Origin of the sequence: Corallococcus terminator (genome assembly GCF_049194865.1) — a bacterium.
Classification (GTDB): Bacteria; Myxococcota; Myxococcia; order Myxococcales; family Myxococcaceae; genus Myxococcus; species Myxococcus terminator_A.
Window position 1 is genome coordinate 28,592 of record NZ_JBLZWL010000065.1, and the last position, 26,464, is coordinate 55,055.

At 68.4% G+C, this 26,464-nt stretch carries 25 protein-coding genes; 9 read left to right on the plus strand and 16 right to left on the minus strand.

Annotated features, from left to right (window positions below):
* Positions 1 to 10 precede the first annotated feature (10 nt).
* From ACN469_RS21070 to ACN469_RS21095, 6 genes are all read right to left on the minus strand, one after another.
* Positions 11 to 1,741: a complex I subunit 4 family protein gene (locus ACN469_RS21070; protein WP_498770531.1), complete on the minus strand. Its 1,731-nt coding sequence runs from the start codon at positions 1,739 to 1,741 to the stop codon at positions 11 to 13.
* Positions 1,738 to 3,969 carry an NADH-quinone oxidoreductase subunit L gene (gene nuoL / locus ACN469_RS21075; RefSeq protein ID WP_498770532.1) on the minus strand — a complete coding sequence of 744 codons (2,232 nt, stop codon included), beginning with the start codon at positions 3,967 to 3,969 and terminating at the stop codon, positions 1,738 to 1,740. The genes ACN469_RS21070 and nuoL overlap by 4 nt, the downstream gene beginning before the upstream one ends.
* 22 nt (positions 3,970 to 3,991) lie before the next feature.
* Entirely contained in the window at positions 3,992 to 4,294 is a 303-nt protein-coding gene (gene nuoK / locus ACN469_RS21080) for an NADH-quinone oxidoreductase subunit NuoK (RefSeq protein WP_498770533.1), read from the minus strand.
* A gap of 75 nt (positions 4,295 to 4,369) precedes the next feature.
* Positions 4,370 to 4,879 carry an NADH-quinone oxidoreductase subunit J family protein gene (locus tag ACN469_RS21085; RefSeq protein WP_498770534.1) on the minus strand — a complete coding sequence of 170 codons (510 nt, stop codon included), beginning with the start codon at positions 4,877 to 4,879 and terminating at the stop codon, positions 4,370 to 4,372.
* Positions 4,876 to 6,216 (minus strand): NADH-quinone oxidoreductase subunit NuoF, encoded by a 1,341-nt coding sequence (nuoF, locus tag ACN469_RS21090; protein ID WP_498770535.1) that lies wholly within the window; start codon positions 6,214 to 6,216, stop codon positions 4,876 to 4,878. The genes ACN469_RS21085 and nuoF overlap by 4 nt, the downstream gene beginning before the upstream one ends.
* Before the next feature lie 34 nt (positions 6,217 to 6,250).
* On the minus strand, positions 6,251 to 6,739 hold the full coding sequence (locus ACN469_RS21095; RefSeq protein WP_498770536.1) for an NADH-quinone oxidoreductase subunit NuoE family protein: 489 nt from the start codon (positions 6,737 to 6,739) through the stop codon (positions 6,251 to 6,253).
* Positions 6,740 to 6,844: 105 nt separating this feature from the next.
* Between ACN469_RS21095 and ACN469_RS21100 the strand changes: the two genes are divergently transcribed.
* The 3 genes from ACN469_RS21100 (at position 6,845) to serB (ending at position 10,495) form a co-directional block, all read left to right on the plus strand.
* Positions 6,845 to 7,597 carry a TIGR02266 family protein gene (locus ACN469_RS21100; RefSeq protein ID WP_498770537.1) on the plus strand — a complete coding sequence of 251 codons (753 nt, stop codon included), beginning with the start codon at positions 6,845 to 6,847 and terminating at the stop codon, positions 7,595 to 7,597.
* 68 nt (positions 7,598 to 7,665) lie between these two features.
* A complete protein-coding gene (locus ACN469_RS21105) occupies positions 7,666 to 9,234 on the plus strand; it encodes a serine/threonine-protein kinase (protein ID WP_498770538.1) in 1,569 nt (522 codons plus the stop codon).
* Positions 9,235 to 9,304: 70 nt separating this feature from the next.
* Positions 9,305 to 10,495, plus strand: a complete 1,191-nt coding sequence (serB, locus tag ACN469_RS21110) for a phosphoserine phosphatase SerB (RefSeq protein WP_498770539.1) — start codon at positions 9,305 to 9,307, stop codon at positions 10,493 to 10,495.
* A 7-nt stretch (positions 10,496 to 10,502) separates the two neighbouring features.
* On the opposite strand, the gene ACN469_RS21115 is transcribed toward serB, so the two are convergent.
* Complete coding sequence (locus tag ACN469_RS21115; RefSeq protein WP_498770540.1) at positions 10,503 to 11,366, minus strand: GspE/PulE/PilB domain-containing protein; 864 nt, start codon at positions 11,364 to 11,366, stop codon at positions 10,503 to 10,505.
* An 81-nt stretch (positions 11,367 to 11,447) separates the two neighbouring features.
* Here ACN469_RS21115 and ACN469_RS21120 point away from each other — a divergent pair, with 81 nt between their 5' ends.
* Positions 11,448 to 11,642, plus strand: coding sequence for a CPXCG motif-containing cysteine-rich protein (locus ACN469_RS21120; protein ID WP_498770541.1), 195 nt, complete (start codon positions 11,448 to 11,450; stop codon positions 11,640 to 11,642).
* Positions 11,643 to 11,851: 209 nt separating this feature from the next.
* The gene (locus tag ACN469_RS21125; RefSeq protein WP_498770542.1) at positions 11,852 to 12,304 is read left to right on the plus strand and encodes an Hsp20/alpha crystallin family protein; all 453 of its coding nucleotides are present in this window, start codon (positions 11,852 to 11,854) and stop codon (positions 12,302 to 12,304) included.
* A 114-nt stretch (positions 12,305 to 12,418) separates the two neighbouring features.
* On the opposite strand, the gene ACN469_RS21130 is transcribed toward ACN469_RS21125, so the two are convergent.
* The 6 genes from ACN469_RS21130 to ACN469_RS21155 form a co-directional block, all read right to left on the minus strand.
* Positions 12,419 to 13,039: a response regulator gene (locus tag ACN469_RS21130; RefSeq protein ID WP_015346747.1), complete on the minus strand. Its 621-nt coding sequence runs from the start codon at positions 13,037 to 13,039 to the stop codon at positions 12,419 to 12,421.
* Between the two features lie 35 nt (positions 13,040 to 13,074).
* A complete protein-coding gene (locus ACN469_RS21135; protein WP_498770543.1) occupies positions 13,075 to 13,656 on the minus strand; it encodes a KdsC family phosphatase in 582 nt (193 codons plus the stop codon).
* 32 nt (positions 13,657 to 13,688) lie between these two features.
* Positions 13,689 to 14,528: a 3-deoxy-8-phosphooctulonate synthase gene (kdsA, locus tag ACN469_RS21140; protein WP_498770544.1), complete on the minus strand. Its 840-nt coding sequence runs from the start codon at positions 14,526 to 14,528 to the stop codon at positions 13,689 to 13,691.
* The gene (gene pyrG, locus ACN469_RS21145) at positions 14,525 to 16,159 is read right to left on the minus strand and encodes a CTP synthase (RefSeq protein ID WP_498770545.1); all 1,635 of its coding nucleotides are present in this window, start codon (positions 16,157 to 16,159) and stop codon (positions 14,525 to 14,527) included. Before pyrG ends, kdsA begins: the two co-directional genes overlap by 4 nt.
* An 84-nt stretch (positions 16,160 to 16,243) precedes the next feature.
* A complete protein-coding gene (locus ACN469_RS21150) occupies positions 16,244 to 16,477 on the minus strand; it encodes a hypothetical protein (RefSeq protein ID WP_174488371.1) in 234 nt (77 codons plus the stop codon).
* A gap of 316 nt (positions 16,478 to 16,793) precedes the next feature.
* On the minus strand, positions 16,794 to 18,560 hold the full coding sequence (locus ACN469_RS21155; RefSeq protein WP_498770546.1) for an ABC transporter ATP-binding protein: 1,767 nt from the start codon (positions 18,558 to 18,560) through the stop codon (positions 16,794 to 16,796).
* Between the two features lie 94 nt (positions 18,561 to 18,654).
* Between ACN469_RS21155 and ACN469_RS21160 the strand changes: the two genes are divergently transcribed.
* Positions 18,655 to 19,503: an aldo/keto reductase gene (locus ACN469_RS21160; RefSeq protein ID WP_498770547.1), complete on the plus strand. Its 849-nt coding sequence runs from the start codon at positions 18,655 to 18,657 to the stop codon at positions 19,501 to 19,503.
* Here the strand turns inward: ACN469_RS21160 and ACN469_RS21165 are convergent.
* Positions 19,496 to 20,422 (minus strand): hypothetical protein, encoded by a 927-nt coding sequence (locus ACN469_RS21165; RefSeq protein WP_498770548.1) that lies wholly within the window; start codon positions 20,420 to 20,422, stop codon positions 19,496 to 19,498. The genes ACN469_RS21160 and ACN469_RS21165 overlap by 8 nt on opposite strands.
* Positions 20,423 to 20,424: 2 nt before the next feature.
* Positions 20,425 to 21,165, minus strand: coding sequence for a 3-deoxy-manno-octulosonate cytidylyltransferase (kdsB, locus tag ACN469_RS21170; RefSeq protein ID WP_498770549.1), 741 nt, complete (start codon positions 21,163 to 21,165; stop codon positions 20,425 to 20,427).
* Between the two features lie 105 nt (positions 21,166 to 21,270).
* On the opposite strand from kdsB, the gene wecB reads away from it, so the two are divergent.
* Positions 21,271 to 22,401, plus strand: a complete 1,131-nt coding sequence (gene wecB, locus ACN469_RS21175; protein ID WP_498770550.1) for a non-hydrolyzing UDP-N-acetylglucosamine 2-epimerase — start codon at positions 21,271 to 21,273, stop codon at positions 22,399 to 22,401.
* A 112-nt stretch (positions 22,402 to 22,513) separates the two neighbouring features.
* Positions 22,514 to 23,515, plus strand: coding sequence for an RluA family pseudouridine synthase (locus ACN469_RS21180; protein WP_498770551.1), 1,002 nt, complete (start codon positions 22,514 to 22,516; stop codon positions 23,513 to 23,515).
* Between the two features lie 72 nt (positions 23,516 to 23,587).
* Here ACN469_RS21180 and purF read toward each other — a convergent pair whose 3' ends face one another.
* On the minus strand, positions 23,588 to 24,973 hold the full coding sequence (purF, locus tag ACN469_RS21185; RefSeq protein WP_498770552.1) for an amidophosphoribosyltransferase: 1,386 nt from the start codon (positions 24,971 to 24,973) through the stop codon (positions 23,588 to 23,590).
* Between the two features lie 144 nt (positions 24,974 to 25,117).
* Here purF and ACN469_RS21190 point away from each other — a divergent pair, with 144 nt between their 5' ends.
* The gene (locus ACN469_RS21190) at positions 25,118 to 26,428 is read left to right on the plus strand and encodes a neutral/alkaline non-lysosomal ceramidase N-terminal domain-containing protein (RefSeq protein WP_498770553.1); all 1,311 of its coding nucleotides are present in this window, start codon (positions 25,118 to 25,120) and stop codon (positions 26,426 to 26,428) included.
* The last annotated feature ends 36 nt before the right edge of the window (positions 26,429 to 26,464 follow it).

Below are 26,464 nucleotides of genomic sequence, written 5' to 3' on the forward strand. Positions count from 1 at the left end.
CTCAGGCGGCTTACGGCCGAGACGAGGGGACGGCTCGGGCAGCGAGCGGGGCGGGGACGCTCGGAGCGGCCGCGGTGGGTTGGGCCGGCAGCCCCATCACCTCCACGCGCACCTGCTCAACATCCACGGTGGCGCCCGGGGTGCCCACGCGAGCGCGGGCGATGAAGCGATTGGTCGACGGCTCGATGCGGTCCAGGAACGGCTGCGGCATCAGCCCCATCACCCCGACGAGGATGATGAAGGGCAGCACCGTCAGCATCTCCCGCAGGTTCATGTCGGTCAGGTGCTGGTTCTCCCGGTGCGTGAGGCCGCCGAAGAACACCTTCTGCACCATCCACAGCATGTACGCGGCGCCCAGGATGACGCCCAGGGTGGCGAACGCGCCGAACACCATCGTCAGGTGCGGGTTGCCAGCGGCGGCGCCCAGGTCACTCTTGAAGGTGCCCAGCAGGACGAGGAACTCACCGATGAAGCCGTTGGTGCCCGGCACCGCCACCGACGAGAAGGTGATGATGACGAAGGCCACGGTGAACACCGGCATGACCTTGGCGATGCCGCCGAAGTCCGCCATCAGTCGCGTGTGGCGCCGCTCGTAGAGGAAGCCGAACAGGAGGAACAGCGCGCCCGTGGAGATGCCGTGGTTGAGCATCTGGTACGCGCTGCCCGTGGCGCCCTCGGCCGTCACCGCCAGCATGCCCAGCATGCAGTAGCCCAGGTGGCTCACGGACGAGTACGCAATCAGCTTCTTGATGTCCCGCTGCGCCAGACACATCAGCGCGCCGTAGACGATGCCGATGACCGCCAGCGTCGCCAGGAAGGGCCGGGCCTGCTGCGCGGCCACCGGGAAGAACGGAATCGCATAGCGCCAGAAGCCGAACGTCCCCATCTTCAGCATCACGCCGGCCAGAATCATGGAGCCGGCCACCGGCGCCTGTACGTGCGCGTCCGGCAACCACGTGTGCACCGGCCACATGGGCACCTTGATGGCGAACGCCAGCGCGAAGGCGCCGAAGAGCCACGGGCCATACGTGCGCAGCGTCGCGGCCAGTCCCGTGAGCGAGTCACATGCTCCGGGAGGGCCTGACGTACAGGCGGACAGCTGCCGGTTCGCGTCCAGCAGGCCGTTGTACATGCTGGAGTAGTCGAACGAGCGCGCGCCCGCGGGCGAGCTGATGAAGTACACCGCGATGAGCGCCACCAGCATCAGGAGCGAGCCGACCAGCGTGTAGAGGAAGAACTTCACCGCCGCCATCTGGCGGTCCTCGGCGCCCCACACCCCCACCAGCAGGTACATGGGGATGAGCATGGCCTCGAAGAAGATGTAGAAGAGCAGCACGTCCAGCGACACCAGCGCGCCCAGCATCGTCGTCTGGAGCACCAGCAGCGCCAGGTGGAACTCCTTGATGCGGTGGCTGATGTACGTGGTGGAGGCCATCACCACCAGCGGGCCCAGGAACACCGTGAGCAGGAGCAGGCTCGCCGCCAGGCCATCCACGCCCAGGTGGTAGCTGAGCCCGAACTCCTTGAACCAGTGCACCCGGTACTCGAGCTGGAACTCCGGGCCGCCCGGCTCGAAGCGCATGTACGCCCACACGCCGAAGACCAGGTCCACCAGCATGGCGATGAGCGTGACGGCGCGAATCTGCCCCGACTCGCCCGCGGGCAGCATCAACACCAGCGCCGCGAAGACGAGGGGCAGGAAGACGACGAGGTTGAGCAGGTGGGTGTCGAAGAAGCTCATTGCAGCACCTGGATGAGGGCGTAGGCCACTCCGCCCAGCAGGGCGAGGGCCATCACTGCGGCGTAGGCCTGGGCGTCGCCCGACTGGACGTAGCGCAGCGCGCTGCCCACTCGCGCCGTCACCCACGCCGTGCCACGGACGGCCACGGTGTCGATGAGGAGCGCGTCCACCACGCGGAAGAGGACAAAGCTCATGAACTTCACCGGCCGGATGATGGCCAGCTCGTACAGCTCATCCACGTAGAACTTGTTCTGCGCCGTGCGGCGAATCGCCCGGGCGAAGGCCGGAGCGGGCTGGCCCGCGCGCGCCGGGAAGAAGCGCAGGTACAGGAAGCCCGCCAGCGCGCCGCCCGAGACAGCGACGAGCCACGCGAAGACGTAGTCGCCCATGGCCGGGACGCTGGTGTCCAGCGCCACCGTCTTGCCCGTCGCGACGATTCGGTTCATCGCGGAGAACACGGGGCTCAGGAAGTTCTCGAACACCGGCTGGGGCCGACCGTCGCCCGGCGCCTTCATCAGCGGCCAGGCGTACACGGCGGACACCACGCTGAGCACCGCCAGCACCACCAGCGGCAGCGTCATCTGCCACGCGCTCTCGTGCGCGTGCTTCAGCTTGGCGTCCTTGGAGCGCGGACCCTCGAAGGTCAGCAGGTACACGCGCGTCATGTAGAACGCGGTGCAGGCGGCGATGAGCAGGCCCAGGTAGTAGACGACGCTGGACACCCAGTGCAGCCCAGCCAGGTGGTTGTGGTGCACGCCGTGGAAGATGGCGTCCTTCGAGAAGAAGCCGGACAGCGGGATGATGCCCGTAATCGCCAGGGTGGCGACGAAGAAGGTGCCCCACGTCCACTTCATCTCGTGGCGCAGGCCGCCCAGCTTCTTGATGTCCGTCTCGTCCCCGTTGCCGTGCATCACGCTGCCGGCGCCCAGGAAGAGGCAGGCCTTGAAGAACGCGTGCGTGACGAGGTGGAGCACCGCCGCCCAGAACACGCCCATGCCCACGCCCATGAACATGATGCCCAGCTGCGACACCGTGGAGTAGGCGAGCACCTTCTTGATGTCGTCCTGCGCGAAGGCGATGAGCGCCGCGAGCAGCGAGGTCAGCGCGCCGATGATGGCCACCGTGGCCATGGCCGTGGGGCTGAGCACCAGCAGCGCGGACATGCGGCTGAACAGGTAGACGCCCGCGGTGACCATCGTCGCCGCGTGGATGAGGGCGGAGACGGGCGTCGGGCCCGCCATCGCGTCCGGCAGCCAGACGTACAGGGGGAGCTGCGCGCTCTTGCCCGCCGCGCCGAGGAGGAACAGCAGCATCGCCGCCGTCATCACCCCGCCGAACGTGTAGCCCTCCAGGGGCCCCGAGGCGATGGGGGTGGACAGCGACACCTTGCCGCCGCCGCCCTCGGGCAGCGCCTCGGCCATCTTCTGCAGGCCCAGGAAGGTGACGGTGCCCTTCTCCTGGAGCGCGGCCGTGTAGCGCTGGCTGCTGCTGCCGGCCATCGTGTAGTCGCGCTCGTCGGCCTGCTGGGTGAAGGCGCTCACCATCAGCACCATCAGGAACGTGGCGATGAGGAACGCGAAGTCACCGATGCGGTTGGTGACGAACGCCTTGCGGCCCGCCCACGCCTTCGCCGGGTCCGTGTACCAGAAGCCGATGAGCAGGTAGCTGGCCATGCCCACGCCCTCCCAGCCCACGAACAGCAGGACGAGGTTGTCGGCCAGCACCAGCACCAGCATCGCCGCGACGAACAGGTTGAGGTACGCGAAGTACCGCCAGTAGGACTCGTCGTGCTCCATGTAGCTGGTGGAGTACAGGTGGATGAGGAACCCGACGCCGGTGATGACCAGCAGCAGGATGCCGGACAGGTGGTCCACCATCAGCCCGAAGTTCACCCGGAAGTCGCCCACGGCGAACCACGTGCCGTAGTCGTACGCCAGGGCGTAGCGCACGAAGTCGCGCTCCTGGCCGAACGGGTTCACGAAGAAGGACAGCAGCCGGCGGCTCTCCGGGTCCGTGTCGCTGGTGGCCCAGAAGGCCAGCACGCTGAGCACGAAGGAGCCGCCCACCGCGGAGCAGGCGACCAGGTTCACGTTGGCCCGGCCCAGCATCTTGCCGAACACGCCGCAGATGAACGCGCCGAGCAACGGCAGAGCGATGATGAGCCACAGCGAGGGCGCCAGCACGTCGGGAGCGACGGGCGCCGTCTGCAGGAATTGCGAGAGGTTCATGACAGGGCTCCTGGCGGGTCCGTCAGTGCTTCATGGTCCGGATGTCTTCCACCAGGACGCTGCCTCGGCTCCGGAAGACGGCGATGACGATGGCGAGGCCAATGGCCGCCTCCGCCGCCGCGACGGCGATGACGAAGAAGGCGGAGACGTGGCCAACGCTGTCTCCGTGCATTCGGGCGAACGCGACGAACGTCAGGTTCGCGGCGTTGAGCATCAGCTCCACGCACATGAAGATGACCAGCGCGTTGCGGCGCACCATCACGCCAAACATGCCCATGCAGAACAGGGCGGCGGCAAGCAGGAGGTAGTAGGAGATGGGGACCATGGGCCGATTCGGAGCCTCGCGGGCGACGACCTGCGCCGCCATCTAACACAGAAAGTTTGAGGGAGTCGGCGGCGATCAGATTCGCGACTTGGCCACCACGACGGCGCCCACCATGGCCACCAGCAGCAGCAGGCTCACCGCTTCGAAGGGCAAGAGCCACTGGGTGAAGATGACCTGACCCAGCTGCGCCATGGTGCCGAAGGTCGCCTGCCCCTCCAGTCCCAGGGACGGCGGCGGCCCGGAGGGCAGCTTCGACAGGGCGATTCCCAGCACCACCAGCAGCCCCAGCGTGGAGGCGCCACCCACGATGCGCGCCAGCGTGGGCCGGCCTCGCGAGGGGGACTCACCCAGGTTGAGCAGCATGATGACGAAGAGGAAGAGCACCATGATGGCGCCCGCGTAGACGAGCACCTGGAGCACCGCCACCGTGTGCGCCCACAGCAGCACGTACAGGCCCGCCAGGAAGAAGAAGGTGGAGACCAGGGCCATGGCGGAGTTGATGGGGCTCCGCGCGAAGATGACCGTCCCGGCCGACAGCAGCGTCAGGAGCGCGAACGCCCCGAAGAGGATGAGCTCGATGTTCAAGACCAGTCTCCGAACGAACCCCAGGGCTTGTCGCCGAACGGGCAGCGGTGCTCGCGGATGTGGGCCTCGAACTCGTCCTTGAACCGCATCAGGAACGAGTGCGTGGGCAGCGCCGCCGCGTCACCCAGCGCGCAGATGGTGTTGCCCAGGCCGATGGGCGGGTAGGGAGCAATCGAGGACGCCACGTTGGACAGCATCTCGATGTCGCCCGGCTCGCCGCGGCCCTCTTCAATCTTGCGCAGCAGCCGCGTCTGCCACGGCGTGCCCTCGCGGCACGGCGTGCACTGGCCGCAGGACTCTTCCGCGTAGAAGCGCGCCACGCGCCACAGGCTGCGCACCATGCAGGTGGAGTCGTCCATGACGATGACTCCGCCGGAGCCCGCCATGGTCTGCTTGACCTTGAGGGCCTCGAACTCCATCGCCACGTCCAGCTCGTCCGCGCCCAGCACCGGCGCCGAGGACCCGCCCGGAATCACGGCCTTCACCTTGCGACCCGCCGGCATGCCCCGGCCGAACTTGTCGTCGTAGATGAGCTCCGCGAGCGTGGTGAACATCGACACTTCGTAGACGCCCGGGCGGTTCACCGCGCCGGACAGGCAGACCAGGCGCGTGCCGCCCGACTTGTCCGTGCCCAGCTTCGCGTACCAGTCCGAGCCACCCGTGAAGACGTGGGGCACGCTGGCGAGCGTCTCCACGTTGTTCACCACCGTGGGGCTGCCGAACAGGCCCACCACCGCGGGGAAGGGGGGCTTCAAGCGCGGCCAGCCCTTCTTGCCTTCCAGGCTCTCCAGGAGGGCCGTCTCCTCGCCGCAGATGTACGCGCCGGCGCCACGGACCAGGTAGCAGTTGAGCTCGAAGTCCTTGCCCAGCATCTTCTTGCCGAAGATGCCCGCCTTGTAGGCCTCGTCGATGGCCGCCTGGCAGCGCTCCGCGGGGAACTTGAACTCGCCGCGCAGGTACACGTAGCAGGTGTGCACGCCCAGCGCGTACGCCGCGATGGCGATGCCCTCCAGCATCATGTGCGGGTCGTCTTCCAGGATGTAGCGGTCCTTGAAGGTGCCCGGCTCGGACTCGTCGCCGTTGACGGCCAGGTACTTGGGCTTGGGGCTGTCCTTGGGGACGAAGCTCCACTTGAGACCGGTGGGGAAGCCGGCGCCGCCGCGCCCTCGGAGGTTGGACTTCTTGACCTCGTCGATGATGGCCGCCGGCTGCATCTCCAGCGCCTTCTTCAGGCCCTCGTAGCCACCGCGCTTCTTGTAGCTGTCCAGGGTCCAGGACTGCGGCTTGCCCCAGGCCGCCGAGATGATCGGGTCGATCGTCTTTGCCGTAGCGGTCATGTGATGACGTCCTACTGGGTGAAAAGGGGTGGGCTCAGCTCAGCTTGGCCAGGATGGCGTCCAGCTTGGCGCGGGTGAGGCTCTCGTGATGATCCTCGTTGATCTGCAGGCACGGCGCCGTGCCGCAGGAGGCCAGGCACTCGGTCTCGCGCAAGGTGAACTTCTCGTTGGCTTCACCTGCCTTGAGGCCGAGCTTCTCCTCCAGGTAGGCCAGCATCTTCTCCGCTCCCCAGAGCGAGCAGGACAGGTTCGTGCAGACGTCGATGACGTACTTGCCCGGCTTCTTCAGGTGGTACATCACGTAGAAGCTGGCGACCTCGTAGGCGCGCTCCGGCGTGACTTCCAGGTTCTTGGCGACCAGCCTCAATCCTTCGGGCGGCAACCAGCCCTTGATCTCCTGGAGCACACGCAGCGCCGGGAGCATGCCCGCGCTTTTGCGATCAGGAGGGTAGTGGGAGATGATCTCCGCGATACCCGCGTCGAACTTCTTCTGCTCTTCAGGAGTGAACAGGGGCTCCGCCATGGCGGGGGGCTACGTATTGCCCCCATGGCCGCGTTGTCAACATAAACCCTCGACGGTACACTGGGCCGCCATCAGCAAATTGCCGAGCGATTTCAACCCCTTGTTATGACCCCGGGCCCAGAGAACAAGCGCCAGCACCCCCGGATCCCGGCCGTGCTGAAGGTGGAGTACGCGGACGGACGCCATGCGCGTGACGTCACGGAGAACCTGTCCCATACGGGGCTCTTCGTGCAGACCGAGCAGGCCTTCACGCTCGGGGAGGATGTCCGGCTCGCACTTTCTTTCCCGGGACTGCTGGATCCGGTAGAAGTCAGCGGCATCGTGGCCTGGGTCAGGCCGGCGAGCTTCGATCAGCCCGGAGGTGTCGGCGTCCGAGTGGAGCGCGCAGAAGACCGGCGGAGACTGGGTGACATCTTGAGTGCGGCAGGTCCAGACAGCCAGGAGTCCACCGGCGAGCACGGGGAGGGGTACCGTGTGCTCATCGTCGAGGACAACCCGCACATCATCGAGATGTACAGCTACGTCCTCAAGAAGCTGGCCAGCGGGGAGCTGCACGGGAAGGTGCCCCTGGAGGTCCACTTCGCGCCGGACGGCCACCACGCGCTCCTGATGCTGCGCGAGGGCCGCTTCAGCCTCGTCATGACGGACCTGTACATGCCGGTGATGGACGGCTTCGCCCTGGTGGAGCGCATCCGCGAGGAAGAAGCGCTCCGGGCCATCCCCGTCATCGCCATCTCCGCGGGCGGCAAGGAGGCGCAGGACCGCGCCCTGCAGCTCGGCGTCGACATCTACCTGCGCAAGCCGGTGAAGTTCGTCGAGGTCCTGGAGACAGTGAAGCAGTTGCTTCGCATCAAGTAGGCGCCCCCCTGGGTTCTGGCAGTCCCACGTTGAGTGGGGGCGGGCGGACGTCGTAGAGTCGCCCACCCATGCCGAAGGCCGCCATCAACCGCGACGCCGTCAGTGGCGAGGCGCTGTTCATCCTCCGAAACCTGAGGGAGAACGGCCGACTTGGACGCTCGAACAAGCTGGCCGATGTGAAGGCCGCTCTCGAACCGTCCGTCTCGCTCGAGTTCGACAACTACTTCTTCTTCCTGCGCAAGTTCCACTACATCGCCATGGACCGCGAGGCCCAGCTCAAGCTCACCGAGCAGGGTGAGCGCGTGGCGGGCGGGGAACTGGGGGACAAGTTCTCCACGGAGGTGGGCGAGTTCTTCGCCGAGCAGCTCTCCTCCGCGGAGGACGAGCCGCCGGTGGCCCAGGGCACCGAGGAGCCCATGCACCTGCCGCCGCCCCCGCCAGAGCTGCTGCTGGACGAGGCGGAGGTGGTGCCCACCGGGGCCACGCAAATCGCGCCGCCGCCCTCGCAGCCGGCCATGGCCCCCATGCGGGCCGCGCGCTCGGCCATGCCCGCGCTGGACCTGACCCCGCCGCCGTCGTCGGCGCAGGCCCCAGCTCCCGCGGCCTCGCCCGTGGCGCTCATCACTCCCGCGGTCCCCGAGCCTCGCCGCGAGACGTCCATCGGCCTGGCTCCCGTCGCCCCCGCGCCGCTGCCCCTCGCTCCTCCCGCGTCTTCCGCCGCCTCCTCCATGCCCCCTCCCGCCGCCACCCCTGTCGCCGCCGCGCCCGCCGCCTCCAAGGGCACCGAGCTGGACCTGCGCTACCAGAAGTTCGACCCCATTGGCACGGGCCCGCTGGGCACCGTCTTCAAGGGCCGCTTCACGGCGCTCGGGCTGGACATCTGCCTGAAGGAGCTGAAGGACATCTTCGGCTACTTCTCCTTCCTGCAGCGTGGGGAGGTGCTCAAGCGGCTGAAGAAGGAGCTGTGCGCGCAGGCCCAGGTGCGCCACCCCGGCATCGTCCAGGTGGTGGACCAGAACGTGGACGCGAGCCGGCCGTACTTCGTGCTGGAGCTGATGAACGGCAGCCTGAAGGAGCGGCTGGAGGCGGGCGGTGGCAGCGGCGTGCCGGTGCCCTTCGCGCTGCGCACCTTCCTGCAGATGGCCTACGGCCTGCGCGCCGCGCACGCCACGGGCCTGACGCACCACAACCTCAAGCCGGAGAACGTCCTCTTCGACGCGTACGGCAACGCCAGGCTGGCCGACTTCGGCCTGGGCCGCGTGGTGGAGGTGGACTCCACCAAGGGCATGCCCCAGGTCTTCGTCGGCACCGGCGGCATGCCGTACATGGCCCCGGAGCTGATGCACCGAGGCGCCAAGGAGCCGGGCCCGGCCGCGGACGTGTACGGGCTGGGCATCCTGCTCTACGAGATGCTCACCGGGCAGATTCCCGGCCGCCGCTCGCCCCTTCCCTCGGAGGTGAACCCCGAGGCGCCCAGCGGCCTGGACCAGCTCTTCGACAAGGCCACCCAGGACAAGCGCGAGCAGCGCTACCCGGACGTGGATGCGATGCTCGAGGACTTCTACAAGGCCTTCCCGGACAAGGAGTTCCTCGTCCGGGGTGACCTCGTCCTCTCCTCGGAAGCGCCGCAGTCGTGATTCACCGGTGGGCGCGGGCCGCATGAGGCCCGCCCCGCCCGCGCGGCCGTCGTGGCATCGTCCGGGGGACATGACTCCCACTTCCTCCGGCTGCGTGCTCGTCACCGTCACGGGCAAGGACCATCCCGGCATCACCGCCCGCCTCACCGGCCTGCTCGCGGACGCGGGCGCCGAGCTGCTCGACGTGGAGCAGGTGGTGGTGCAGGGCCACCTCACGCTCTGCCTGCTGGTGCGCCTGCCGGACGCGCGCGGCATCCCCAGCGAGCTGCTCTTCGCCGCCCGGGAGCTGGGCGTGGCCCTGGACTTCCAGGCGGTGGAGGCGCCGGACTCGAAGGCCACGGCGGCTGCTCGCTACGTCGTCACGGCGGTGGGGCGCGCGCTGGGCGCTCGTGAGCTGCACGCGCTGTCCTCGCACCTGGCGGGGCAGGGGGCGAACCTCGAGCGCATCGTCCGGCTGACGCACACGCACCTGGGCTCGGTGGAGCTGCACGTCACCCTGCCTGCCTCCGTGGAGCCGGAGGCGCTGAAGCGCTCGTTGCTGGCGCTGTCCATGCGCGACAACACCTTCGATGTGGCGCTGCAGCGCGAGAGCCTGTTTCGCCGCAGCAAGCGGATGGTGGTGATGGACATGGACTCCACGCTCATCCGCATCGAGGTCATCGACGAGCTGGCGCGCGCGCACGGCGTGGGCGAGCAGGTGTCGCTCATCACCGAGCGCGCCATGCACGGGGAGATGGACTACGACGAGTCGCTGCGTCAGCGCGTGGCGCTGCTGGCGGGGCTGGACGTGGCCGTGCTGCACCGGCTCGCGGCGAACCTGCCGCTGACGGAGGGCGCGGAGACGCTGGTGCGCGTGCTGCGGCGGCTGGGCTACCGCACCGCCGTCATCAGCGGCGGCTTCTCCGTGGCCGCGGAGGCCCTCAAGGCACGCCTGGGCATCGACCATGCCTTCTCCAACGTGCTGGAGGAGGAGGGCGGCAAGCTCACCGGCCGCACCGTGGGGCCCATCGTCAACGCGCGCCGCAAGGCGGAGCTGCTGGAGCAGTTGGCGAAGCAGGAGGGCATCTTGCTGGAGCAGGTCATCGCCGTAGGCGATGGCGCCAACGACTTGCTGATGCTGGAGCGCGCGGGGCTGGGCATCGCCTTCTGCGCCAAGCCCCGGCTGCGCGAGGCGGCCGATACCTCCATCTCCGCCGGCGGCCTGGACGCCATCCTCTACCTCCTGGGGCTCACCGGTCGCGAGCTCGAGGAAGCGGGCTGACGGCGGACTAGAGGCGCATCTTCGCGGCCAGCTCCCGCTGCTGGAGCTTGCCCTTCTCCAGCAGCAGCTCCAGCAGGGCGCGCAGAATCTTGGAGCTCTTCTCCTGGTTCTGCTGGAGCGTCTGCAGGCGCTGCAGGTCCTCGTCCGTCCACTCGGAGGACGGGGCGCCGCCGGCCAGGATTTCATCCAGGATGTCCGCCGCGCTGGAGGGAGCGACGGGCGGTGCGGGCTTCTCCGGGGCGCGGGGCGCGGGCGCGGTGGCGGGAGAGCCGGGCGGGACGATGTCGGCGATGCGCTTCACCACCGTGTTGCCGCTCATGTCCACGACCTTGAACTCGTCCTCCTCCTGCGGCTCCTCGTCGACGGCGGAGGGCGTGTTGGTGGACTGGCTTCGCGATGGCGCGAAGCGGGTGCTCACCACCGGCTCCTGGTTCCGGTAGTGCCGGAGGATGGCGTGCTCGATTTCGCGCTCGCCCGCCACCATGGGCACCACGCGAGCACGGCTGCGGGCCGCCACCTGGTCCAGCGTGGCCAGGTCCGTGGGGTCCGCCATCGCCAGCACCAGCGTCTTGCCGTTGTCCTTGAGCGACACGGGGAAGACGGCCTTCTGCTCGGCCAGACCCACGTCCACGCGCGCCAGCGCTCCCGCGTCGCGGCTGATGTTCCCCAACTGCACCCGCTGCATCCCCAGGCCCTGGCAGATGGCCTCGGTGACGATGTCCTCGCTGGCGAGCCCCAGGTCCGCCACCACGCGCGACAGCCGCCCGCCCCACTGGTCCAGGTTGGCCATGGCACTGCGCAGCTGGAGGTCGTCGATGACGCGCGCCTTGACGAGGATGTCACCGATACGATTGCGGGAAGGAGAAGCCATGGCTCGGGAGTCTACCGTCTGAATGCGCGGACGATGAGTCCGCGACGCAATCGCCCGCTTCGAGGGCGAGGAGGCACCACCATGCAGCCCTTCGCCGAAACCGCCGTCCAGCAATGCCCCTATTGCGGCGAGCAAGTGGAGGTCGACGTGGACCCCATTGGCGCCAGCGCCGAGAACTACATCGAGGACTGCCCCGTGTGCTGTCGTCCCTGGACGGTGCACGTCGCCCGCGACGAGGAGGCCGTCTCCGTGTCCCTGGGCCGCGAGGACGACTGACCGGGGAGCAGGCGGGCGGGCGTGATGAAAGGGGCGCGGCGGGGCCGGGGGCGTTGCTTGACACGTCCCGGAGCATGGTTCTCTTGAGTCTTGTGAGGCGGCGCTGGAGTGGAGCCCCGATGGGGCCCCCGAGGCGACCGCCGACTACGACAACGTCTGTGATTCACACACCGTGCACCCACCCAGGGTGGCACGCACAGGAGAAGACCATGCAGAACCGAAACCCGTTCAACTCCGCCGTGGTGATGAACCCCCTGATGCGCGACTTCGACGCGCTCTTCCGTGAGCTCGGCCAGCCCGGCCTGTTCCGTCAGTCCACGCGGCGCACCGAGCGCACCCCGGCGGCCGACATCCTCGAGTCCGAGGCGGGCGTGACGCTGCACCTCGACATCCCCGGCGTGGACGCGAAGGACGTCCAGGTGACGGTGGAGAACGACGTGCTCACCGTGAAGGCCGAGCGCAAGGCGCAGCCGCTCGCCGAAGGCGTCAGCGTGCGTCGCCAGGAGCGCGGCCAGGGCAGCTTCACTCGCTCGTTCTCCCTGCCGGAGACCGTGGACGCCACCCAGGTGGAGGCGCGCTACGAGCAAGGCGTGCTGACGCTGACGCTGCCTCGGCGCGAGGAATCCAAGCCTCGGGTCATCGAGGTCAAGGTCCAGGGCTGAACCGCGCGCACACCCCTCCTGGGAGGCCGCTGTCCGCCGAAAACGGCGCGGCTTCCTGCTGACTTCACCCCTGTCGAGGGCTTCCGCGAGGGGGTGGCGGAAGCCCTCTACGCTTCAGCGCTTCGCGCTGAGCGAGATGGGCACGCGGAACAGCTCCAGCACCTGCTGTACATCCAGCGGCTTGGCGAGGCACGCGAGCGCGCCGGCCTGCTTCGACTGCTCCACCACGTCGGCGGTGTGCACGGACGTCATCGTGATGAGACGCACGCCCTCCATCTGCTTGCGCTGACGGATGCGACGGCACACTTCCAGACCGTCGATGTCCGGCATGTTGAGGTCGATGATCATGCCGTGCGGCTTCTGCTCGGACACCAGCAGCAGCGCCTCCACGCCACTGGTCGTCGTCTGCAACTCCACCTGCGCCGCGAACGGCTTGAACGCGCGCTTGATGGCGTCCAGCACCGCGCGCTCATCGTCCACCACCAGCAGGCGAACCGTGCCGCTGCCCAGCTCCTCCGGAACCGGCATCTGGTGGGTGATGAGGAACGTGCGCAGGTCCGCCGACCGCACCCGGCGGTGACCGCCCGGCGTCCTGAAGGCCATCAGGATGCCCCGGTCAATCCACTTGCTCACCGTGGACGGATCCACCTGAAGCAAACGACTGATGTCGTGCGTCGTGTAGAGCTGGTCCGTCATCGCCGTACTCCCCTCTTGCTGCATCATTCCGCTGCCCATGGAATCAACCACCTACCTTGAATACGGGGTTTCCTTCAACCTCTCTGCGCACTGCGTCCATCAGTCCCCCTCATCAGACCCACGGCGTTCTCCCACCGTCCACTGGCCTTGAGGCACAGCTCGACGAGTTCTCGGGCGGCGCCACGGCCGCCAGGGCTCTGGGTGATGAAGTGAACCTCTTGACGCACCTCGGGAACAGCATCCGCAGGACACGCGGACAAGCCCACCCTCGAAAGAGGGGCCAGGTCGTTGTGGTCGTCCCCCATGTAGGCACATGCCTCCAGGGGAACGGCCAGTTGCTGGAGCAGCTCGTCCAGTGCGGCACCCTTGTCGCGGCGGCCTTGAAACACAGCCGCCAGCCCGAGTTCCCGCCCGCGAACCTCCACGATGCTTGAGGTGCGGGCGGTGAGGATGGCGGCGGGCAGACCCGACAACCGGGCCATGACCAGGGCGTGGCCATCCTTCACATCGAAGCGCTTCATCAGCTCCCCGCCGTCGCCGTAATACATGCCGCCGTCGGTGAGCACCCCGTCCACGTCGAAGACAAGCAGCCGCACGCGTGCCGCGCGAGACGTCAGCTCTTCCTTTCCAGGCTTGGAAGGTGCGTCCGTGGGCATGACTCGCTCGGCTCCTCCCCTCGTCGTGTCCATCAACCGGGCTCGTGTCCCAACACCCGGCGGATGTTCAGCACATTTCGTACCACGTCCTCGAACATCTGTGGATTGAGGGAGCACGGACCGTCACACAGGGCACGGTCAGGGTCCTCATGGACTTCCGTGAACAATGCATCAATTCCGGCCGCCGCGGCGGCATGGGCGAGCAATGAGACGAACTTGCGCTCGCCTCCTGTCACTCCGTCGCCAGAGCTGGGCTGCTGGACGGAGTGCGTGGCGTCGAAGCACACGGCCAGGCCGGCCTCACGCATGTGGGCGAGCCCTCGCATGTCCACCACCAGGTTGTTGTAGCCGAACGTGGACCCCCGCTCCGTGACGAGCACGTTGGGGTTGCCCGACTCGAACGCCTTGCGCGCCGAGTGGACGATGTCCTTGGGGGCTACGAACTGTCCCTTCTTCAAGTTCACGCCCTTTCCCGTGCGAGCCACGGCCTCCACCAAGTCTGTCTGCCGGCAAAGGAAGGCCGGTATCTGGATGATATCCACAACTTCCGAGGCAGGACCTACGTGGCTGGTTTCATGGACGTCCGTGAGGACCGGGACGCCCACTTCATCCCTGATACGCGCTAGGATACGCAGCCCTTCCCGGAGGCCAGGACCTCGGAAGGACTTCCCGCTTGTCCGGTTGGCCTTGTCGTAGGAGCACTTGAAGGCGTAGGGCACGCCCAGTCGGCTGGTGATGCCCTTGAGCAAGTGAGCATGTCTCAGCGCCATCTCCTCGGACTCGATGCTGTCCGGGCCGGCGATGACGAAGAGCTTCTGGCCCGGGCCGACCTTGTAGCCACAGAGGTTGATAGGGAGGCTGCTGGCGCTCATGCGCGCACCTGGCCGGCCGTGGCGTCACGCTGCTCGAGCGCCGCCTTGATGAAACCGGAGAAAAGGGGGTGGGGAGCAAAGGGCTTGCTCTTGAACTCGGGATGGAACTGGCAGCCGACGAAGTACGGGTGGTCCGACAATTCGATCATCTCCACGAGGTTCAGCTCCGGATTATGCCCGGAGATGACGAGTCCCGCCTCCTGAAGCCGGCCCCGGTAGGCGTTGTTCACCTCGAAGCGGTGGCGATGACGCTCCTGGATGGTGTCCTGCCCGTACAGCTGGTGTGCCCGTGAGCCGGGCTGGAGCGCGCAGGCGTAGCTGCCCAGGCGCATGGTTCCACCCTTGTCCTGCACCGTGACCTGGCTCTCCATGAGCGTCACGACGGGGTGCGGGGTGTGCTCGTTGAACTCCAGGCTGTTGGCCGCGGGGAGGCCCAGCACGCTCCGGCTGAACTCCACGACGGCCATCTGCAGGCCCAGGCAGATGCCGAAGAAGGGGATGTTCTTCTCTCGCGCGTAGCGGACCGCGGCGATCTTGCCCTCGGTGCCTCGCACGCCGAAGCCGCCGGGGACGAGGATGGCGTCCACGCCGGCCAGGAGCTTCTCCGGCCCCTGGGCCTCCACGTCCTGGCTGTCCACGAAGTGCAGGTTCACCTTCACGTCGTTGGCGATGCCGCCGTGCAGCAGCGCCTCGTTGAGGCTCTTGTAGCTCTCCGTGAGGTTCACGTACTTGCCGACAATGGCGACCTGGACCTGGCCGCGCGCGGGCTCGTACACCTTGCGGATGATGTTCTCCCAGCGCTCCAGGTGCGGCGCGCGGCTCCAGATGTTGAGCACCTCCGCGAGCCGGTCATCCAGGCCCTGCCGGTGCAGCTCCAGCGGCAGCTCGTAGATGCTGCGCACGTCCGGCGAGGTGAACACGTTGCCCGTGTCCACGTTGCAGAACATGGCGATCTTGTCCTTTATCTCTCGCGACACCTCGCGGTCCGTGCGGCACACGAGGAAGTCGGGCTGGATGCCAATCTCCCGCAGCTTCATCACCGAGTGCTGCGTGGGCTTGGTCTTCACCTCGCCGGCCGCGCCGATGTACGGCAGGAGCGTCAGGTGCACGTAGACGGCGTTCTGGCTGCCCACGTCGTAGCGCATCTGCCGGATGGCCTCGAGGAACGGCAGCGACTCGATGTCGCCCACCGTGCCACCCACCTCGACAATCACCACATCCGCGTCCTGGGCCGCCTGACGGATGCTCGCCTTGATTTCGTCGGTGATGTGCGGAATCACCTGCACCGTCTTGCCCAGGTACTCGCCGCGGCGCTCCTTCATGATGACCGCGTGGTAGATGCGGCCCGTCGTGAAGTTGTTGAGCCGGCTCATCCGAGCGTTGGTGAATCGCTCGTAGTGGCCCAGGTCCATGTCCGTCTCGCCACCATCCTCCGTGACGAAGACTTCGCCGTGCTGGAACGGGCTCATCGTGCCCGGGTCCACGTTGATGTACGGGTCCAGCTTGAGCAGCGTGACGGCGAGCCCACGGTTCTCGAGCAGGGCGCCGATGGAAGCCGAGGCGAGGCCCTTGCCGAGGGAGCTGACCACTCCGCCCGTCACGAAAATGAACTTGGTTTTCTTGGAGCGCATATCCCGTTCTGCCAAGTAGGGCAGGGATGCGTCAATTATTCTGAGGAGAACGTGCGGCCAGCCAGAGCCCCGGCCGACACCTGCTCAGTTGCCGTCCCAACCACCAGGGCGAGACACGGCGAACTCCCGGACGTCGGGTTGTCCGACCCGGAAGGCGCGCAAGTCACAATTGCGGCAGCTCCACCCCTCCCAGCCGCGCTTGACGACCATGTGCAGGCAGGCGTCGTAGTTGGGGCAGTAGAGGTTGCGCTGCGTCTCGACGGCCTCTTCGTCGCGCAGGGCGGTGGGCAGAGGGCTGGGGCACGGGGTGATGGACACGGCGAATCTCCCGGATTTGGACGAAAAGGGTCGGCCACTCCCCCCGGCGGGTCGGAACAGGTCGTCCAGGACTCCATTCCCGGCGGAAAGTAAAAGACCCGTCCCCGCGCGAACGCGGAAACGGGCCCTTGAAACCTTCAGCGTCTGCCACCGCCGCGGTGACCCTCTTCAGGCCGCCGTGGCGGAGGTGGACGCCTGATTCTTGCTGTCGATCAAGGCATCACCTCCTCTCTTGAGGATGGAAGAGCTAATCACCGGCCTGTTTCCGCGCCACTTTCCGGAGCGATAAGCGCGGGCATGGGTGCCGGGCGGCCGTTCAGGCGGCGACGAACTGGCGCTCCACCAGCCGGCGATAGAGGCCCTCCTGGCTCATGAGGCTCGAGTGGGTGCCGCTCTGGACGATGCGGCCGCCCTCCAGCACCAGCACCCGGTCCACGTTGGCCACGGTGGACAGGCGGTGGGCGATGATGAGCGTGGTGCGGCCCTTCATCAGCCGCTCCAGCGCGTCCTTCACCAGGTGCTCGCTCTCCGCGTCCAGGGCGCTCGTCGCCTCGTCGAGGATGAGCAGGCGAGGGTCCTTGAGCACCGCGCGGGCGATGGCCACGCGCTGCTTCTGGCCTCCGGAGAGCTGCACGCCGCGCTCGCCCACCGGCGTGCGGTAGGCCTCCGGGAAGCGCTGGATGAACTCGTGAGCGTTGGCGGCGCGCGCGGCCTCCTCCACCTGCGCGTCGGTGGCGTCCGGCTTCGCGTAGCGGATGTTGTCCGCGATGGAGCAGGAGAACAGCTGCGGCTCCTGCGCCACCATGCCGATGTTGCGGCGCAGCCACTCCGGCTCCAGCGTGGTGAGCGGGTGTCCGTCCAGGACGACGGCGCCGCCCTGTGGATCATAAAAACGCGACAGCAGCGACGCGAGCGTGGACTTGCCCGCGCCGGACGGGCCCACCACGGCGACGACCTCTCCGGGCCGCAGCTCCAAATCCAGGCCCTGGAGCACCGGCACGTCGGAGCGCGTGGGGTAGGCGAAGCGCACGGCGCGGAACTCCACGTGGCCCTTCACGGAGGGCAGCCGCTCGCCGCCGGCGGGGATGGCGGGCTGGCGGTCCACCAGCTCGAAGACGCGCTCGGCGGCGCCGCTGGCGCGCATGACGTCCGCCCACACCTCCGTCACCGCGCTCAGCGAGAGCGCCACCAGCGAGGTGTAGATGAGGAACGAGGTGAGGTCGCCCGCGCTCAGCTCTCCGTCCACCACCATCCGGCCGCCGTACCAGAGCATCGCCGCCGTGGAGCCGTACATGGCGATGGAGGCGACACCCATGAAGATGGCGCCCTGCCGCGCGCGCTCCTTCGCCAGTCCGAGCGCCCGGTCCACCGCCGCGCTGTAGCGCTCCACTTCATGGCTCTCCGCGGCGAAGGAGCGCACGGTGCGGATGCCGGAGAGGTCCTCCTCGGCCACCTCGCTGGCGGCGGCGAGCGCGTCTTGCGCCTCTCGGGCGAGCACCCGCACGCGACGGCCGTACACCACCGCGCCAATGGCCACCGCGGGGATGAGGGCGAGCATCACCATCGTCAGTCGCGGGGACGTGTAGAACAGCAGCACCACTCCGCCGACTCCCTGACAGAGGTAGCGCAGCGTCATGGAGACGTTGGTGGTGACGGTGCTCTGCAGGACCGTCGTGTCCGAGGCGAGCCGGCTGGTGAGCTCTCCCGTGCGACGCTCGTCGAAGAAGGCCACCTCCTGGGAGAGCAGGCTCTGGAACAGGCGCTTGCGCAGCCGCGTCACCACGCGCTCTCCCGCCGTGGCGAAGAGGTAGGCGCGCAGCGCCATGGCCAGCGACTGCACGACGAAGACACCGAGCATCACCAGGGCGATGGTGTCCAGCCGCGCGCGATTGCGAGCGCCGAGCGCCTCGTCCACCAGGTCTCCGATGGCGCGGGGAAACACCAGCGTGGCGGCGCTGCTGATGAGCAGGAAGAGCGTGCCCACGACGAGCGTGGGAATCTCCGGCCTCGCGAGGGTGAGCAGGCGGCCCAGCGTCAACCGTGAGGGGAGCTGGGGCTTGGAAGCGGGAGGGGTGGCAGACACCGGCGGAGACTAGCGCGGAGCCCCTCGCTTCGCACGGTCATGGGCTGTCGGAGTGGGTGGGAGGTGCTAATCCTTCCGGGCACGGAGGTAGGCCATGGAGCAGCGCGTCTTCGGCGGCACCGGGAAGCAGGTCCCCGTCCTCGGTCAGGGTACGTGGCAGATGGAGGAGGATGACCGCGACGAGGCCATCCGCTCCCTGCGCGCGGGGTTGGACCTGGGGCTCACCCACGTCGACACCGCGGAGTTGTACGGCCACGGCCGCGTCGAGGAGTCCATCGTCTCGGAGGCCATCGCCGGACGACGCAAGGAGGTCTTCCTCGTGTCGAAGGTCATGCCCTCCAATGCGACCTACGCGGGCACGCTGACCGCGTGCGAGCGGAGCCTGAAGCGACTGCGCACCGACTGGCTCGACTGCTACCTGCTGCACTGGCCCGGCTCGCACCCGCTGGCGGAGACGGTGCGCGCCTTCGAGAAGCTGGTGGCGGACGGGAAGATTCGCTCCTGGGGCGTGAGCAACTTCGCGGTGTCGGATTTGGACGAGCTGCTGACGCTCACCAAGCCCCAGCACATCGCCTGCAACCAAGTCCTCTACCACCTGGAGGAGCGCGCCATCGAACACGCCGTGCTTCCATGGTGCGAGGAGCGCGGTGTGGCGGTGGTGGGCTACAGCCCCTTCGGCAACGGCCGCTTCCCCAAGCCTGGCAGTCCGGGAGGGCGCGTGCTGGAGGCCATCGCTCGGGCCCATGACGCCACGCCCCGACAGGTGGCGCTCCAGTTCCTCGTGCGGCGGCCCTCGCTGTTCGCCATTCCCAAGGCGAGCCGCGTGGCCCACCTGCGCGACAACGCCGCCGCCGTGTCGCTGAAGCTCACCTCGGAGGAGCTGGCGCGCATCGACGCCGCGTTCCCCAACGGCGCCTACAGCGACGAGCTGCCCGTCATTTGAGGCCGGAGGCGAAGGCCTTGCGGAAGGTGGACACGGTGGGCTCTCCCTCGCCCACCGTCACCGTCCCCGTCTCGCCCTCCAGCGCGGCGCGCATGGCCTTGCCCCGGACGAAGCGCACGGTGGCGATGCGGCGCATCACCTCGCGGCCCTGCTCCTGCGCGAGCGCGCGCAGCGCGTGGTTCGTGACATTCAGGGCGGCCTCCAGCGCGCGGCGACCGGGCTCGTCATCCAGCCCCATCCAGTCCACCTCGAAGCGCAGCGGCCTGCCGCCCAGCGCCGTCTCGCCCGGCCAGAACTGCTCGGTGAGGGCGTGCGGCAGCTTCTCCACCAGCGTCAACAAGTCCTGCCTCGTGGGCGTGGTACGGACCAACTGCGTCAGCTCGAGCAGCTTGCTGGCCTGACCCACCGTCACCGCGACCACCGTCGCCAGGTCCACGTACGTCACCGACTCCGAGCCGAGCAGGCCTTCCTTGCCGAGCGACAGCAGCACCGAGTCTCGCGGCGCGTAGTCCACCACCGTCCCCGTCACGGTGTGCCCGTGCGCCAGGTGCAGCGTGACGGTGACGTTGGGGACCTCCTCACCCGTGCGGGCACGCACCGCGAGGGTTCCGAGCTGCTCCAGCACCCGCTCCACCTTGCGCGACACCAGCCGCTGCACGCCCTCCATCTGGTGCTCCTCGTCGTCCGCCCACTTGCGTCGGCGTGGGTCGTTCTTCGCGGGGGGCAATGCGGGCGAGGGTGTCGGTGCGGGCGAGGGCGCCGGTATCGGTGCGGGCGAGGGCGTCGGAGCCGCCACCGCGACGTGGGGATTCGCGGGGACCTCCTTCGCGGGCTCGGGGGACGTGGCGGCGGGGGCTTCCGTCGTCTCGTCCTTCGCCTTGGTGTCGTTTCCGCCGAACAGGTCCTGGAAGATGCCCATGGCTACGGTCCTTTCTCGCGCATGACGGCTTCGACCTTCGCGACGTCTCCGGGAACGTCCACGGCCACCGTGCGCCAGGAGACGCGGGCGCAGCGGATGGAGATGCCGTGCTCCAGCGCGCGGAGTTGCTCCAGCTTCTCCGTCTCCTCGAGCGGCGTGGGCGCCAGCTCCGCGAGCCGCAACAAGACCTCACGCCGGTAACCATACAACCCGATGTGGCCCCAGCGGGGGACAGGAGTCCCTGTCTCTCGCGCGTAGGGGACGAGGCTGCGGCTGAAGTAGAGCGCGTCGCCGTTGAGCGCGAGCACCGCCTTCACCACATGCGGACTGTCCGCCTCGTCCGCCTCCAGGGGCCTGACGAGTGTGCCCATGCGCACGGTGGTGTCGGTGAAGAGTCCGGCCAACGACTTGAGCGCCTCCGGGTCCACCAGGGGCTCGTCACCCTGGACGTTCACCCACACGTCCACGTCGGGCCGCTCGCGCGCCACCTCCGCCACCCGGTCGGTCCCCGTGGCGCAGGCGGGGCTGGTCATCACCGCGCGGCCTCCGAAGCCCTCCACGGTGGCGCGGATGCGCTCGTCGTCCGTGGCCACCCAGACCTCGTCGAAGACGCCCGCCTCCTGACATCGGAGCCACACGTGCTCCACCATGGGCTTGCCGGCGATGAGCACGAGCGGCTTGCCAGGGAAGCGGGTGCTGGCGTGCCGGGCGGGGATGACGGCGATGGTGCGTGAGGAGGGCATGGCACACTCGGTCTATCAGATTCAGGACGGACGCTGGCTCCCCGGAGGCGAGTCGCCCCGTGGCCACTAGGCATCCGACTCGCCGTGCCTAGCTTGGCTGGCGACATGAAGAAGGTCATCCATATCGTCGGTGCGCGCCCCAATTTCATGAAGGTCGCGCCCATCCACCGGGCCATCGCCGCGCGGACCCCGCTCCAGCAGGTCCTCATCCACACGGGGCAGCACTACGACGTCAAGATGAGCGACGTCTTCTTCTCCGACCTGGGGTTGCCCGCGCCGGACGTGCACCTGGGCATCGGCTCCGGCAGCCACGCGCAGCAGACCGCCAAGACGATGATTGAGCTGGAGCGGGTCTTCCTGGAGCACAAGCCGGACCTCGTCTCCGTCGTGGGTGACGTCAACAGCACCGTCGCCGCCGCGCTCGTGTCGTCGAAGCTGGCGATTCCCCTGGCCCACGTCGAGGCGGGCCTGCGCAGCAACTCCCGGCACCAGCCGGAAGAAATCAACCGCGTCGTCACCGACCGGCTGGCCGACCTGCTCCTCACGCCCTCGCGCGACGCGGACGTGAACCTGCTCAAGGAAGGCGTGGACCCGGACCGCATCCACTTCGTGGGCAACGTGATGATTGACTCGCTGCTCGCCTCGAAGGAGCGGGCCGAGCAGCTGCCCGTGCTGAAGAGCCTGGGCCTCACGCCCCATGGCTACGCGGTGTGCACGCTCCACCGGCCGTCCAACGTGGATGACCCGCGCATCCTGGGGGGGCTGTTGTCCGCGATTGCTCACGTGGCTTCGCGAATCCCCGTCGTGTTCCCGGTGCACCCGCGCACGCGGAAGATGATCTCCGAGCAGGGGCTGAACTCCGCGTTCGAGCGCAACCCGAACCTGCGTCCCGTGGACCCCATGGGCTACCTGGAGTTCCTCGCGCTGACGTCGCAGGCCCGGCTCATCCTCACCGACTCGGGCGGCCTCCAGGAGGAGACCACGGCGCTGGGCGTGCCGTGCCTCACCCTTCGCGAGCAGACCGAGCGGCCCATCACCGTCGAGGAAGGCACCAACGAGGTGGTGGGCACCGACCCGGACCGCATCCGCGAGGCCGCTGACCGCGCCCTCAACGGACAGGGTAAGAAGGGCCGCGTGCCGGAGTACTGGGATGGTCGCTCGGGTGAGCGCATCGCGGACCTGTTCGCGCGCTTCCTCGGTGTCGAGCAGGGCTCGTTTCAAGCCGCCTCCGCTTGATGGACGGTGGCTGAGGGGCCGCTCGGTTCTCGCCGACGTGGCTCCTCGTCATCAGGAGGCGCTGCTCGTTCCGCCTGTGTGGGCTTTCGCTCCGTGTTAGAGCGTGGAGGTCATGCGCGGCGAGACGGACTCACCGGCGGAGGGCTCCGCCTCCGAGAAGGACCTGGCTCCCGAGGGCTTCGTCGACATCTCGTTCGTCGTGGAGCCCAACTATGCGGGCTGGCGCCTGGAGGACTACCTGGGCCAGAAGCTGCGCCGCATGCCGCGTGAGCGCCTGGCCGGAATCATCCTGCGCGGTGTTCGCTGCGATGAGCGGCGGCTGAAGCCCTCCACGCCCGTGTACCCCGGCATGACCTTCCGGCTGCGCCGTCCCGGCAGCGAGGAGCCCGAGACGCCCACGGCGCTCCCCGTCGTGTTCCAGGATGACTGGCTGCTCGTGCTCGACAAGCCCGCGGGCCTGCCCATCCATCCCACCGCGCGCTACCACAAGGGCACCCTCGTCTCCCTCCTGCGCGAGCGCTTCGGTGAGCGCTTCGCCGAGCCCGCGCATCGGCTGGACCGCGAAACCAGCGGGCTCGTCGTCTGCGGACGCACCACCGAGTCCTGCCGCGTGCTGGGCCGACTCTTCGTCTCGCGCGACGTGCACAAGGAGTATCTCGCCGTCTGCGAGGGCCATCCTTCCGAGGACTCCTTCGTCGTCGACGCGCCCATCGCGGAGGGCACCGAGCTCATCCGCATCGCGGTGCGCATCGACCCCGTGGCGGGCAAGCCCAGCCGCACCCGCTTCCAGGTGCTCCAGCGCTTCGCTCGCGACGGCGCGCCCTTCGCGCTGCTGCGCTGCTTCCCGGAGACAGGTCGCCAGCATCAGATTCGCATCCACCTGCGCGTCGCGGGCTTCCCGCTGGTGGGCGACAAGATGTACGGCCCGGACCCGGGCTACTTCGACCGCTTCAGCAAGCACAGCCTGGAGCCCGAGGCGTGGGCCCGGCTGCGCCTGCCACGACATGCGCTGCACGCCGCGCGCATCGTCTTCCCGCATCCCGGCACCGGGGTGGAAGCCGCCTTCGACGCGCCGCTTCCCTCCGACCTCACGGACTTCATCGCGGGCGTGTGACGAAACGACCAAGGCCCCCGACCCGATGAGAGGGCAGGGGGCCTTGCTTGTGCGTCTCGCCGAAGCCCGAGGTCAGGCGGTGAGCTTGTTCACTTCCGGCGCGGAGGGCGACAGCTCTCCGATGAGGTACTCGCCCGAGAAGCACGCGGTGCAGAAGCTGCCGCGGCTGGGGTCTCCCACCGCCGTGCCCAGCCCCTCCAACGAGATGTAGCCCAGCGTGTCCGCCGTGACGTACTTCGCGATTTCGTCCGTGCTGTGGGTCGCGGCGATCAGCTCCTGACGGCTCGGCGTGTCGATGCCGTAGAAGCAGGGCCACTTCGTCGGCGGTGAGGAGATGCGCAGGTGCACCTCCAGCGCTCCCGCCGCTTTGATCATCTTCACGATTTTACGGCTCGTGGTGCCTCGGACGATGGAGTCGTCCACCACCACCACGCGCTTGCCCTTGAGCACGTGCCGCACCGCCGACAGCTTCAGCTTCACGCCGAAGTGACGGATGGACTGCTGCGGCTCGATGAACGTGCGGCCCACGTAGTGGCTGCGGATGAGGCCCACGTCATACGGAATCCCGCTCTGCTGCGAGAAGCCGATGGCCGCCGCCACACCCGAGTCCGGCACCGCGATGACCAGGTCCGCTTCCGCGGGCTGCTCGCGTGCCAGCTGCATGCCCATCTTCTTGCGCACCTCGTACACGCTGCTGCCGAACAGCACCGAGTCCGGCCGCGCGAAGTACACCTGCTCGAAGATGCAGCGCCCCAGGCGCGGAGGCTCCGCGAAGGGCTTGCTGGTGCGCAGCACGCCGTTCTCGATGACGAGCAGCTCGCCCGGCTCCAGCTCGCGCACGATGTCCGCTTCGATGAGGTCCAGCGCGGTCGTCTCGCTGGCGACCACGTACGCGCCTTCCTTCATCCGCCCCAACACCAGCGGCCGGATGCCCAGCGGGTCCCTCACCGCGACCATCTTGTTCTGCGTGAGCACCAGCAGGCTGTAGGCGCCTTCCACCTTGCGCAGCGCCTCCACGAGCTTCTGCTCGAAGCTCACCTGCTTGGAGCGCGCCAGGAGGTGCATGATGACCTCCGTGTCCGCGTCCGACTGGAAGATGGCTCCGTCGGCCTCCAGCTTCTCCTTCAGTGCACCCGCGTTCACCAGGTTGCCATTGTGCGCGACGGCGACCTGCCCGCCCGCGTACGCCACGAACAGCGGCTGAGCGTTCTTGAGCTGGCTGCCACCGGCCGTCGAGTACCGCACGTGTCCGATGGCCGACTGGCCAGGCAGGCCGGCGAGCACCGGCGCGTCGAAGATATCCGCCACCAACCCCATCTGACGGTGCGCCCGAAGCCCGTGGCCGTCGGAAGCGACGATGCCAGCGGACTCCTGACCGCGGTGCTGCAGGGCGTGCAGCCCCAGGTACGTCAGGTTAGAGGCCTCGGCGTGTCCCGTGATTCCGAAGATGCCGCACATGGCGCGGTGCCTTACTCCTTTCGGGCGATGAGCGGAACAGGAACGCATGCCCCTCCGGTGGGTATTCCACCTGCCACCGGAGTCGGCTCATGTGGGCACACGAGCCTCGCGGTACGAGCACCGTCCCGTTAGTCTGGTCACCGCATGGCTTCTCTGCGACGAGCCTCCTGGCGTTCCCTGTTTCCCCTGGTCCTGCTCACCGTGGGCGCCGCTTATTCATTGGGTTCGTGGAACTGGTGTGGCACCTGGGCGCAGCGCGCACCCGTGCTGCTGTCTCACGTGAGCGGGGAAGGCGCGCTGCGCGCGGGCGCGGCGAAGGTGGCGCTGGTGCCACCGTTCCCCGTGGTGGTGGCGGGCTACTCGCCGCCGCGTCCGGATGCGAGCCAGTCCGACCCGCCGCTCCATGCTCGCGCGGTGGTGCTGGAGTCGGGGGGCACGCGGGTGGGGCTGGTGTCGCTGGAGCTGCTGCTTGTCACGGACGCCGTGACGGCCAAGGTGCGTGAGCGAGCGCTCGCTTCCGGGCTCCAGGACGTGTTGGTGCTCGCCACGCACACGCATTCCTCGCTGGGTGGCTATGACGACAGGCTGGTGTCCCAGCTCGTCGGGACGGGGCGCTACCGCGAGGACTCACTGGAGGCCGTCGCCGCCGCCGCGAGCGCCGCGCTGCAGCAGGCGGGCGCCGCGCTCACCGACGTGACGCTGGAGCTGGGTGAGGCGAAGGAGCAGTCCTTCGTCTACACGCGCAGCGGTGGCACCGCGCCGGATGGAACGATGACTCGCGCGGTGCTGCGCGGCGCGGCGGCGCCCGTGGCGGAGCTGCTCTTCTTCGCCGCGCACCCGACGATGGTGCCCCGGCAGCGCGCGTACGTGGACCCCGACTACCCGGGGCGGCTCAGCTCGCTGCGTGAAGCAGAGGGCAGCGGCGTGACGATGCTGTTGCAGGGCACGGTGGGCAATGCCTCGGTGGCGTTCTCCGAGGGACAGGGGCTGGAGCGCGTGTCCGCCTTCGCGCGGGCCTTGTCGGAGCTCGCGGGCAAGGCGCCGCTGTCCTCCGTGGGGCCTTCGGTCCGGCTGTCACTGGCGCGCACGGAGGCGGTGATGCCTCGGCCGGATGCGTCGCGGCTGGTGCCTTCGTTCACTCGCGCCGCGGGCGACAACCTGCTGTGTGGCTCCTCGGCGCGTGTGGCGGAAGTCGCGGCGCTGGTGCTGGGGCCGCTGGAGCTGGTGACGGTGCCGGGTGAGCCCACCGTCGACGCGGGCGCGGAGTTGGTGCGACGCACCGGGGCCTCGGGCGTGCTGGGGCTCGCCGGTGGGTACGTGGGTTATGTGGAGACGCCGGAGCTGGTGAACCAGAGCGGCGGTGAGTCGCGGCGGCAGTACTTCGGCCCCGCGCTGCTGGAGCGGCTGGGCGATGCGGCGGAGCTGGCGGCGAGCACGGCGGGCTTCACGCGCTGATACGTCCGCTGCCTGGTGGGCTCGCTCTGCCTCCGT